The 9,881-nt window shown below is 47.9% G+C and carries 13 protein-coding genes; 5 read left to right on the top strand and 8 right to left on the bottom strand.

The annotated features are described in order from the left end of the window. Positions 1-446, bottom strand: a 446-nt coding sequence (locus ABGY95_RS09990; RefSeq protein WP_347441536.1) for a sodium/glutamate symporter, incomplete at its 3' end; no start/stop codon positions are given. Between the two features lie 111 nt (positions 447-557). Here ABGY95_RS09990 and ABGY95_RS09985 point away from each other — a divergent pair. Further along, positions 558-1,517 (top strand): bile acid:sodium symporter family protein, encoded by a 960-nt coding sequence (locus tag ABGY95_RS09985; RefSeq protein WP_347441535.1) that lies wholly within the window; start codon positions 558-560, stop codon positions 1,515-1,517. A gap of 48 nt (positions 1,518-1,565) precedes the next feature. Continuing rightward, on the top strand, positions 1,566-3,230 hold the full coding sequence (locus ABGY95_RS09980) for an alpha-amylase family glycosyl hydrolase (protein WP_347441534.1): 1,665 nt from the start codon (positions 1,566-1,568) through the stop codon (positions 3,228-3,230). 159 nt (positions 3,231-3,389) lie between these two features. Here ABGY95_RS09980 and ABGY95_RS09975 read toward each other — a convergent pair whose 3' ends face one another. Next, a complete protein-coding gene (locus tag ABGY95_RS09975) occupies positions 3,390-4,619 on the bottom strand; it encodes an LL-diaminopimelate aminotransferase (protein ID WP_347441537.1) in 1,230 nt (409 codons plus the stop codon). 96 nt (positions 4,620-4,715) lie between these two features. Here ABGY95_RS09975 and recO point away from each other — a divergent pair, with 96 nt between their 5' ends. Beyond that, entirely contained in the window at positions 4,716-5,246 is a 531-nt protein-coding gene (gene recO, locus ABGY95_RS09970; protein ID WP_347441533.1) for a DNA repair protein RecO, read from the top strand. A gap of 85 nt (positions 5,247-5,331) precedes the next feature. Then, a complete protein-coding gene (locus tag ABGY95_RS09965; RefSeq protein WP_347441532.1) occupies positions 5,332-6,231 on the top strand; it encodes a tetratricopeptide repeat protein in 900 nt (299 codons plus the stop codon). On the opposite strand, the gene ABGY95_RS09960 is transcribed toward ABGY95_RS09965, so the two are convergent. Both ABGY95_RS09960 and ABGY95_RS09955 read right to left on the bottom strand, forming a co-directional pair. Further along, positions 6,228-7,022 (bottom strand): hypothetical protein, encoded by a 795-nt coding sequence (locus ABGY95_RS09960; protein WP_347441531.1) that lies wholly within the window; start codon positions 7,020-7,022, stop codon positions 6,228-6,230. The genes ABGY95_RS09965 and ABGY95_RS09960 overlap by 4 nt on opposite strands. Before the next feature lie 44 nt (positions 7,023-7,066). Next, positions 7,067-7,225 (bottom strand): hypothetical protein, encoded by a 159-nt coding sequence (locus ABGY95_RS09955; protein ID WP_347441530.1) that lies wholly within the window; start codon positions 7,223-7,225, stop codon positions 7,067-7,069. Between the two features lie 15 nt (positions 7,226-7,240). Between ABGY95_RS09955 and ABGY95_RS09950 the strand changes: the two genes are divergently transcribed. Further along, the gene (locus ABGY95_RS09950) at positions 7,241-7,384 is read left to right on the top strand and encodes a hypothetical protein (RefSeq protein WP_347441529.1); all 144 of its coding nucleotides are present in this window, start codon (positions 7,241-7,243) and stop codon (positions 7,382-7,384) included. 241 nt (positions 7,385-7,625) lie between these two features. Here the strand turns inward: ABGY95_RS09950 and ABGY95_RS09945 are convergent, their stop codons facing one another. The 4 genes from ABGY95_RS09945 to ABGY95_RS09930 form a co-directional block, all read right to left on the bottom strand. After that, positions 7,626-8,006 carry a VOC family protein gene (locus ABGY95_RS09945; protein WP_347441528.1) on the bottom strand — a complete coding sequence of 127 codons (381 nt, stop codon included), beginning with the start codon at positions 8,004-8,006 and terminating at the stop codon, positions 7,626-7,628. 91 nt (positions 8,007-8,097) lie between these two features. Continuing rightward, positions 8,098-8,403 carry a hypothetical protein gene (locus ABGY95_RS09940; RefSeq protein ID WP_347441527.1) on the bottom strand — a complete coding sequence of 102 codons (306 nt, stop codon included), beginning with the start codon at positions 8,401-8,403 and terminating at the stop codon, positions 8,098-8,100. A gap of 40 nt (positions 8,404-8,443) precedes the next feature. Then, complete coding sequence (locus ABGY95_RS09935; RefSeq protein ID WP_347441526.1) at positions 8,444-9,259, bottom strand: thymidylate synthase; 816 nt, start codon at positions 9,257-9,259, stop codon at positions 8,444-8,446. A gap of 54 nt (positions 9,260-9,313) precedes the next feature. Further along, the gene (locus tag ABGY95_RS09930) at positions 9,314-9,709 is read right to left on the bottom strand and encodes a peptide chain release factor-like protein (RefSeq protein WP_347441525.1); all 396 of its coding nucleotides are present in this window, start codon (positions 9,707-9,709) and stop codon (positions 9,314-9,316) included. Between the last annotated feature and the right edge of the window lie 172 nt (positions 9,710-9,881).

Raw genomic sequence — 9,881 nt, 5'->3', positions numbered from 1 at the left:
GACCACGCAATTGCTGTGCCATGGCCACCGATCAGTGAGGCCGAGCCAGCCATGATTCCCATAGCCTTCGGTAAACCCATAGCCATAGCTCCAGAGACGCCCACAATATTCTGAATGACCATGTAGCTCATGGTCAAAGCGAGCAGGATGAGCAATGGCTTGCCTCCCTTCTTCAGGTCAGAAAATCGAGCGTTGAGTCCGATGGTTGTGAAGAAATAAACCAGCAGGATGTCTCGAAAATGGAGGTTATACTCGAGCTCAAAATCGGCAAAGAGGTAGAGAGCTAAGCTAATAACAGAAGCTATGATGCCGCCAGTGACTGGGTCAGGAATGTTATACTCACGCAGAAATTTGAACCGTTGGTTCAAGTGCATTCCGATAAAAAACACCAAGATGGCGAGAGTGTAAGTAATGAATGTGTCGATTTCTATCAGAGTTTTATCCATAGCGAGAGAGGTCTCTAGTCTGTAGCCTATAGAGAGGTTAGGAGGTATCGGTGCTGCTAACAAGCACCGCTTGACCTACTCAGTAACTTCTAGCATAAGAACTCAACTTTTATGAAAATCCTTGCAACATGCACGAACCTATTTTGGCTCTGGACGATACTTGGAGTTGTTTGGGCTTGGTTTCAGCCTGAAGCTTTTACTTGGTTTCTGACAGGAGTGGTGCCGGGGACGTCGGTGAAATTACTGACGGCTGGTCTAGGTGTGATAATGCTCGGGATGGGAATCACGCTGAGCTTGGCTGACTTTAAAGCTGTCTTGAAAACACCCAAGCAAGTTTTTGTGGGAGTGGCTGCGCAGTTTATCATCATGCCCTTTATTGGCTGGTCGGTGGCTACGTTGTTTAACCTAGAGCCGATGCTGAAGCTCGGTGTTATTCTAGTGAGTTGTTGCCCAGGAGGCACAGCTAGTAATGTGATCTGCTATTTGGCACGAGCCAATGTGGCATTGAGTGTGCTGATGACGATGTGTTCGACTTTTCTGGCAGTGGTGCTGACTCCTTATCTGACGAAGTTTTATGCGAGTGCCATTTTAGATGTGGATGCGGGAGCGATGATTTGGTCGATGGTGACCATTGTTCTACTTCCTGTGGTGGGAGGAGTTTTTCTTAATCATTTCTTCAAGGGGAAGTTAGATAAAGTGAAAGCAGTGTCACCAGTGATTTCAGTTCTAGTGATTGTGCTCATTGTGGGTGGGGTGATAGGTCTGAAGAAAGAGTCGATTGTCGAGTACGCTGCCAGTTTGTTGCCAGCAGTCTTTATCTTGCATTTCTTAGGTTTTGCGCTGGGCTATCTGGTGGCAAAGCTTTTGAAGCTGGAGGAACGTAGTTGCCGGACGCTGTGCATCGAAGTAGGAATGCAGAATTCTGGTTTGGGCTCGAAGCTAGCGAGGGATCATTTCTCCACTCTAGCGATGACACCCTGTGCTATATCAGCTCTTTATCACTGTTTGATTGGTAGTTTGTTAGCAGCGTATTGGCGCTTGCGTCCTCCCATTGAATTAAATGACTGTTAGACTATTTATGTTTATTTTGAAAAGATTAAGTGAGAGTGTAATCTCATAGTGAGAATAAGTATTTACCAGCTCTTCGTAAGGCATTTTAGCAACACCAATACAGCCAGTGTTGAAGGTGGAACTATTGAGCAAAATGGCTGCGGAAAATTTGAAGAAATCACGAAGGTAGCCCTGAGCTCTATCAAAGAAATGGGGTTTACCCATATCTGGCTCACCGGAGTATTGGAGCAAGTGAGTTCAACTGCATATCCAGCGATCCCCGCGGATTCTCCAGTCTTGGTCAAAGGCAAGGCGGGCAGTCCTTACGCGATTCGTGACTACTTTGATGTTTGCGCCGATTACGCTATAGAGCCTGAAAATCGTTTGGAGGAATTTTCTGAACTGCTAGACAGATGTCACGAGTTGGGGCTGAAGACTATCATCGACTTTGTGCCAAATCATGTGGCAAGAAGTTACCATAGTGACATTTATCCAGATCTCAATTTTGGCGACCAAGATGATAAAAATCAATTTTTCGAGTGGAATAACAATTTTTATTATTTAGAGGGAGAGGGACCGATGGTTTTGCCTAATGGTGTATTTTCCGCAGAAGGTCAGGGGCGTGTGACCGGCAACAATGCAGCGACTTGGGAGCCTAGTCTGAGCGATTGGTATGAAACTGTGAAACTCAACTACGGTCACGATTACACCACTGGTCGTGGTACGCATGGTCTTCCAGATACTTTAGCCCCGCTAGCTGACGTGCCAGACACGTGGGTGAAAATGGATGCTATTTTGTCGTATTGGCAGGAAATGGGCGTCGATGGGTTTCGCTGTGATATGGCACACATGATTCCGATGGAGTTCTGGGCTTGGTCGACACGCCGCGCGCGTTTGAGAGATAAGCAATGTTATTTCATTGCTGAGGCCTATGATGGAGATCCAGCTAAGGTGACACATGGTAATGTGTTGAAAGCGCTACTGGCTAACGGATTTGACACGGTTTACGACGGGGATAGCTACGAACTGGTAAAGAGTGTGGTGGAGGAAGGGCGTAATGTAACTGACTTAGATGCGGTGCTTTGGGCGAAAACTCGTCTTGAAAAGATGCTGCGCTACGGTGAAAATCACGATGAGGTTCGCCTTAGTTCTAGCCACCATTGGGGGGGGCACGGAGCCAAGATGGGCAAGGTAGTGACAGCCTTTCTCTCCGCAGTAGGTTCCGGGCCATTTATGCTCTATAATGGGCAAGAGGTAGGTGAGGTAGGTGATGTAGGTTTTGCCAAGGAGGACGGGCGGAGCAGCATTTTTGATTATGGAGCACTACCCGCGCTTTCACAATGGGTGAATGGCTGTGCATACGATGGAGCTGGGCTAAGCAAGGAGCAGAAAGATCTACGAGAATGGTATGCGGAATGGTTAGTTCTGATGGATGAACCGGCCTTTGTTCGTGGCGGTGTGTATGGCCTCAATTCAGCAAATATTGATAACCCTAGATTTAAAGCGGGCGATGAACAAGTGGCGCAAAGTATCTATGCATTTCTTCGACACGACCGAGAAAGTGATGAAGCTTTTTTGGTAGTTCTCAATTTCAATCCAACTGAAGCGGCGTATAACTTAGAAGTTGTTATCCCTGCTGGAGCGCATCAATGGCTGGATGCAGAAGTAGCAAATAGATTGATCATAGGAGACCTAGAACCCTGTGGCATTGCTGTCGTTCAGTTGGCATTGTGAAGTCTGTCAATGGCCAAGAGTCATTGGGCCGGCTAGATGAGAGGTGCCTTATTTTAGTTCTGGACCAAGGAAGAAACTTGTGCATGCTGGCGCTTTAAATACGATCAAAAAAGGCAGAGCTAAAGCTCTGCCTTTGAAAGAAATGGTTAGCAGCCCTTTTTAGAGAAGTGCTCTGAGGCGCTTGCAAACTTCCTCGACGTTTGCACGTGAGTTGAATGCTGAGATGCGGAAGTAGCCTTCACCTGCTGCGCCAAATCCTGAACCTGGAGTGATGACAACATTGGCTTCTGAAAGCATCTTGTCGAACATGTCCCATGAAGTGAGTCCTTCTGGGCATGCCACCCAAACGTAAGGAGCATTTTCGCCGCCGAATACTTTGAGTCCGAGCTCGGTACAAGCTGTGCGGAGGAGTGCTGCGTTTCCCATGTAGTGTTCTACGAGAGCTTTAACTTCTGCTTTACCCGCGTCGCTGAAAATTGCCTCTGCTCCACGTTGCACTGGGTAAGAGGCTCCGTTGAACTTAGTGGATGTGCGTCGGCTCCAGAGTTGTTTGATGCTGATTTTTTCACCAGTAGCTGTGGTGCCAAAGACTGTGTCTGGAATCACGATGTAGCCGCAGCGTACGCCCGTGAATCCACCATTCTTGGAGAATGAGCGGAACTCGAGAGCGCATTCTTTCGCTCCTTCGATTTCGTAGATAGACTTAGGAACATCTGTGTCTTGGATGAATGCTTCGTACGCTGCATCGTAGAGGATGATTGCGTCGTTCTTGAGTGCGTAGTCGACCCATGCCTGAAGTTGCTCGCGAGTGGCGGATGCTCCAGTTGGGTTGTTAGGGTAGCAAAGGTAAACGATGTCTACTTTCTCTTCCGGGATAGCTGGCACGAAATCGTTTTCCGCTGTGCAAGCAAGGTAAACAAGACCTTCGTAGCGACCATCTTCATCACCTTCGCCAGTGTTACCGATCATTACGTTGGTATCAACGTAGACTGGGTAGACTGGGTCTGTGACTGCGATGGTGTTTCCTTTGCCAAAGATGTCGAGGATGTTACCAGTGTCACACTTTGATCCATCGGATACGAAAATGTCGTCAGCCGAGATGTCGAGTCCAGCGAATGCATTGTCGGCAATCGCTGTGCGGAGGAAGCCGTAGCCTTGCTCAGGACCGTAACCACGGAAGGTGTCGCGGCAGCCGAGTTCATCCACAGCCTTGTGCATTGCTTCCTGCACAGATTTAGGTAGAGCTTCAGTCACGTCACCGATACCGCAGCGGATAAGAGTGGAAGCTTTGTCAGAATTAGCTTCGGTGTATGCTGCCACGCGGCGGCCGATTTCTGGGAAAAGGTACCCAGCTTTAAGTTTGAGGAAGTTGTCGTTGATGCGAGCCATAATGCGGCGGATGCTGGTGAAGTATGTCCAGATATGCAAGTGCTGAATTTGAGATTTGAGATTTGAGATTTGTGGGGAGTTAGGAAAGAGTGCTGCATGCAATCCGGCCGAGGTATCATTCTGCGACTCACAAAATTAAGCGACACTAGCTTGATTGTGACCTGGTGCGTGGAAGGGGCGGGGCTCATTAGGACCGTGGCAAAAGGGGCTAGGCGAACTAAAGGAGCTTTCTCTGGCAAAATTGATTTGTTTTACATTGCCGACATCGAGTGGGTGGAGAGCTCTAAGTCAAGTTTACACGCTCTACGCGAAGTGTGTCCTGTCGAGTACCATGAAGGGCTCAGGGGGAAATACCGTGATGTGCTACTCGGAGGTTATTTTACTGCTCTAACTGAGCATGTGATGGAATATGGTCAAAGCGATGATGAGGTTTTTGATCTATTGAGGCGTGCATTCAACTATCTCAAAACAAAAGGGGCGACGCTGAGGGCTATGGAGCATTTTGAAAATGAACTTGCCAAGATTTCAGGTATTTGGGACGGGCGCAGAAGGGCAAATCTAGCGCTCGAAGATGCCTTTGGCAGGTTGCCTCAAAGCCGATCAGAGTGCATTGAGCACTTGGGCTGAGATTTAACGATTTTGATTGTTGATGCGTTTGTTAGATTTGTTACTATCGCAGGTCTCCCCTTAAACCTTAATTTATAAACAACAGATGAATGCTGGAACTAAGAATATCCTGGAAATGCTCTCTAGCAGAGTCGAATCACTTTGTGAAAAAGGTGAATGGAGTGAAGCCTACCACGCATCGTTAGCTGTAGTGGATAAAGCCCGAGGTTTGGTAGAGCTCAAAGATGATGGCGCTGAACAGGCTCTGGCCAATTGCTTAGAAATTCAAGCGGATGTGCTGCGTCAGACTGGGCACTTAGAGGAATCAAGGCTCATTTATTCAGAAGCTCTAGAGCTGGCTAATAAATTGCCCAATAATGCATTTATGCTGGGTCGTATCAGTGCTAGCGTGGCGGTATTGTACGATAGTGTTGAGAATGAGGCTGAGGCAATTCGTTTCTATGAGAGAGCTTTGGAACTCTATAGTCGTGCGGGGATGGAGAACTCTGAAGAGGCGGCAGACGTGTATAATAATGTGGGGTTTGTCTACCGCTCTATTGGTAATTTTCAAGCAGCCGAAGATCTTTTCCTCAAGGGCTTGGCAATCTGTAATCACGCGCTTGGGGTGGAACACGAAAAAACAGCGACTCTCTGTAATAATCTAGGTGCGCTCTACTTGAAGTCTGAAAAAAATACACAGGCTAGGGAGATGCATATGATGGCTCTAGAAGCGCGATTAATAGTTCTAGGCGGGGCACACCCAGATACGGCTCAGTCGCATGCAAACTTGGCACTATCGCTCTCTGAGGGTGGTGAGTTGAAGAAGGCTGACGAGCATTTTAAATCAGCTGTGAATATCTACGAAAAACATATCGAGGGTGAAACGCATGAGTATGCCGCAGTGGTGGAGAATTATGCAGAGTTTCTCAAAATGTCGGACAATGAGAAGGTTGCCGATGCTCTAATTAAAAAAGCGCAGAAAAAATTATCCAAGCTAGGAGCTTAGTTTGTGGGGTACACTGACTTGTTTAGTAACCACTTTTCTAAGGTGTGGCTCTGCGCTGTCACATTGCCGATGACTCGGTAGTGTGAGCGTTGGAGGGCGACTGCATTCTCTTTGCTTTCATCGACTACACACCATGGGGCGCTTCCTGATGAGTGGATGAAGTGGAGTGTGTTTCCAGTGTGAACGATGAATCCGACATGCTTGTCTAGTCCTACGATATAGATTCCTGGGGCTTTAGATTGGACCATCTCGTGAAACGCTTGGTAATCCATGCCGGTACGGATAGTCATGTCGCTTCTGGGGACAAATGCGCCAAGAATTGTTTGTGATGGTTGCTGGGAGAGTTTGATGCGTGGTAGTAAAAAGCCAGCATCGCGCATGACTGTGTTGACGAAGTAACCACAGGCTATTTTCCCGTCTCCTGGCGTCTCAGAAATTCCGTTGAAGTCCCATTTTGTGCCAAGCCAGCAACGCATCATTTCAGGGAGTATCATTTCTAACAGGTCGCGCGACTCTGAAAGTACAGCTTTGCGTTCCATGTCATTTTTAGCAGTTTTGTATCTCTTGGCTAGGCGGCTTTTCCTTATAGCAATGTCTTGCTTGAGGATTTCGTATTGCTCAGGTTGCGGGACTTGTTTCCTCGCTTTGGAGCTAAGCGATGGCAGGCGAACTTCGTTTTGAAGTAGCCAGAGTGAGAGGCAAGTAGAGGCTGCTGAGCATATCAAAAAGAACACGACCAAGAGCGCTTTATCTGAGCGAGGCTTGGACTTGATATGATCTTGTTTGGGCATGATACTACTAATATGGATCAATAGGATAGACTAGCTAAGTAGCTTTAGCTTATGTAAATGTCACCCGTCCAGCGCACGGTAACATTCACAGCAAGTCCACCGCGCGGAGTTTCTTGGTATTTTTCCAGCATGTCGCGTCCGGTGGCTTTTATTGTCTTGATGACTTTATTGAGAGGGGTAAAGTGAGAGCGGTCTCCATTCATAGCGATTTCCGCTGCATGATAGCTTTGATCTCACCCATGACATTACGCCTGATGCATGGGAATTGGACGAATCAACTAATCGAATTACAGGTGAATATCAAGGTTCTGCTCCATGCTGAATTCCGCAGCCTACTCGACTTTCTTGACCATGCCACTTAGGTATCCTACCAGGGCATCAGCAGCCACTAAGCAAGTGACTCAGACTACTCCTTTCTATGCTCCAGCGATAGCGTTGTTCTTTTTGTGTAGGTTTGCGATAGCTCCAGATTTCATCTCGTTTGCCTGTTGCGGCGAGGGACCAATAAAGATCGCAACGGAAGTTCTCCGTCGCGTCTGGATGTCCGTAGTTAACGCGAGTCGATGCAAATGAGCATACTCAGTAGAGTAGTGCGACCTGGAGCTATTTGTTCGGAAGGATCTCTACCTCGTAGCCGTCAGGGTCGGTGACAAATGCCATCTGACGGTTTGCTGGGTCTGCAAATTTTTCACGCCAGTTTCCAGGCCAAATTTCAATCCCGTCATTTTCAAGTTTATCGCAATATTCGATGACGTCGTCAACGCCCACACAGGTATGCATGAGGTCTTCAGGGAATTCGACCTTGAAATCAGGTGAGTAGCAGAGCTCTAGGAAGTGCTCGGATCCGGGAAGATTAAGGAAGGCAATTTGGTTGCCCTCTGGAGAAATCTTACGGTCGCCTGGCTCGAAACCCAGCTTGCTATAAAAGTCGGTGGTGGCATCTAGGTTAGATACGCGGATGCGGGTGTGGAGAAATTTGATCATATGTGAGTGTGTGAGTTTTAACAGAATACTAGAATAGTTCCGTAGAGGTGAAATTTTGTTTGGGGCAGGGGAGAAGCTAAAAGCTAGCTGACTAGCGTGAGCTAGCTTCTTCGACCTCTTCCGGAGTGAGGAGGCGGAAGTGTTCTCTGATTTTACGGATGTAAATCGGGGCGTGATCTTCACCTGGCTCCCAACCATTGTCCAAGCCAAAGTCGATGATCGGAGTCACCCACTTGAGGTTAAATAGTTTGGGAACTTGGGCTACCAAGATTTGGCCGCCTTCAATTTCGTTGTAGGCAACGCGCACCTCAGTGCCTCTGGTCGTGGAATAGGCTTTCCAACGGTATTGAATATCGTCGAGAGTGATAACTTTGCAGCCTTTACGTGGAAGATTCATATGTGTGATTTGTAATTTGAAATGGGTTACTCGCTTCTAGCTAGACAGAAACCGCTGCTTTGATGTGCGCGTCGTGCTCGTAGTTTTCGAGCTTAAAGTCATCGAAAGTGAATTTATCGATGTCGTCTATCTCAGGGTTCACCCACATTGTCGGGAGTTTGTGTGGGGTGCGTGTGAGTTGAAGTCTAGCTTGCTCCAAGTGATTTTTGTAGAGGTGGAGATCGCCAAAGCTATGGACAAAATCACGGGCTTCGTAACCGAGCACCTGAGCAATCATCATGGTGAAAAGAGCGTAAGATGCGATGTTGAAAGGCACTCCGAGAAAGAGGTCTGCACTGCGCTGGTAGAGCTGGCAAGATAGGCCAGGCTTGCCACCTTCTGTTGTTGGCTCGTGGACGTAAAACTGGAAAAGGAGGTGGCAAGGGGGGAGGGCCATTTCGTCGACCTTGCCAACATTCCAAGCGGAAACGAGGTGGCGGCGGGAATGTGGATTGTGCTTGAGGTCGTGCATCAGGCGAGCGATCTGGTCGATCGTCTCGCCTTCTTCATTTTTCCATGCGCGCCACTGTTGGCCGTAGACTGGTCCGAGATCGCCATTTTCATCTGCCCATTCGTCCCAGATCCGGACGCCATTTTCTTTAAGATAGGCAATGTTTGTGTCGCCTTTGATAATCCAGAGTAGCTCATGAATGATCGAGCGGAGGTGCAGCTTTTTTGTTGTTAAACAAGGGAATCCTTCGCGGAGGTCGTAGCGTGACTGACGGCCAAAGACTGAGATAGTCCCGGTGCCCGTGCGGTCATGGCGCTCTTCTCCGTTGTCGAGTACGTCTTGCAAAAGGTCGAGGTATTGCTGCATGCGCTGTAGTGTGAAGTTGGAAGTGAGAAGTGTGAAGCCTTTTTCAGATGGAACTTAGTCGTGGACTCCAGGCTTGCGGCGCAGATTTTTCTTTTGAGCGTTCTGTTTCTTACCTTTCAGCATCCGGTTCTTAGAGTTGCGCGAACGTGGCCGGTTGGTCCGGCGCTTCTTCTCGCGTGCGTCTTTTTTCTCGTCTGCAGCTTTGTCGTAGAGAGACTTGATTTTCCGATAGAGCTCCTCACGAGCTAGTTGTCGGTTGGTTTCTCGAGAGCGTTCTCCTTGGCATTTGACCTCGATGCCTGTCGGTAGATGTTTTAAATACACACATGACGAGGTTTTATTGATCTTTTGCCCGCCTGACCCAGACCCTTGAATGAACTTCTCAACGATGGTCGACGCCGGAGCCCCAAGCTTAGTGAGTTTTTGTTCTATGTCATCTAGTTGGCTCATTGTAAGGATGAATCTAATGATGTGTAGCCTTATAGGGCAAGTCTAAGCTTCTAATCGGACCATAGCTCGTTGTACCTTTTTATCTCTAGTGAAGCCCAATGGAGTGTAGTCACTATTAAAGCCTATCAAACCTAAAAGCTGATCACCACTTCTGGAGGTCTTCTGTGACTGT

Origin of the sequence: Rubritalea sp. (assembly GCF_039830215.1) — a bacterium.
Lineage (GTDB): Bacteria > Verrucomicrobiota > Verrucomicrobiia > Verrucomicrobiales > Akkermansiaceae > Rubritalea.
The sequence above is the reverse complement of the archived record's forward strand: the minus strand, read 5'-3'. Positions and strand labels throughout refer to the sequence as shown.

Coding starts and splice junctions, on each gene's coding strand:
- ABGY95_RS09985 (WP_347441535.1), top strand. CDS start 558: ATGAAAATCCTTGCAACATGCACGAACCTATTTTGGCTCTGGACGATA.
- ABGY95_RS09975 (WP_347441537.1), bottom strand. CDS start 4,619: ATGGCTCGCATCAACGACAACTTCCTCAAACTTAAAGCTGGGTACCTT.
- recO (WP_347441533.1), top strand. CDS start 4,716: ATGCAATCCGGCCGAGGTATCATTCTGCGACTCACAAAATTAAGCGAC.
- ABGY95_RS09965 (WP_347441532.1), top strand. CDS start 5,332: ATGAATGCTGGAACTAAGAATATCCTGGAAATGCTCTCTAGCAGAGTC.
- ABGY95_RS09960 (WP_347441531.1), bottom strand. CDS start 7,022: ATGCCCAAACAAGATCATATCAAGTCCAAGCCTCGCTCAGATAAAGCG.
- ABGY95_RS09955 (WP_347441530.1), bottom strand. CDS start 7,225: ATGAATGGAGACCGCTCTCACTTTACCCCTCTCAATAAAGTCATCAAG.
- ABGY95_RS09950 (WP_347441529.1), top strand. CDS start 7,241: ATGATAGCTTTGATCTCACCCATGACATTACGCCTGATGCATGGGAAT.
- ABGY95_RS09945 (WP_347441528.1), bottom strand. CDS start 8,006: ATGATCAAATTTCTCCACACCCGCATCCGCGTATCTAACCTAGATGCC.
- ABGY95_RS09940 (WP_347441527.1), bottom strand. CDS start 8,403: ATGAATCTTCCACGTAAAGGCTGCAAAGTTATCACTCTCGACGATATT.
- ABGY95_RS09935 (WP_347441526.1), bottom strand. CDS start 9,259: ATGCAGCAATACCTCGACCTTTTGCAAGACGTACTCGACAACGGAGAA.
- ABGY95_RS09930 (WP_347441525.1), bottom strand. CDS start 9,709: ATGAGCCAACTAGATGACATAGAACAAAAACTCACTAAGCTTGGGGCT.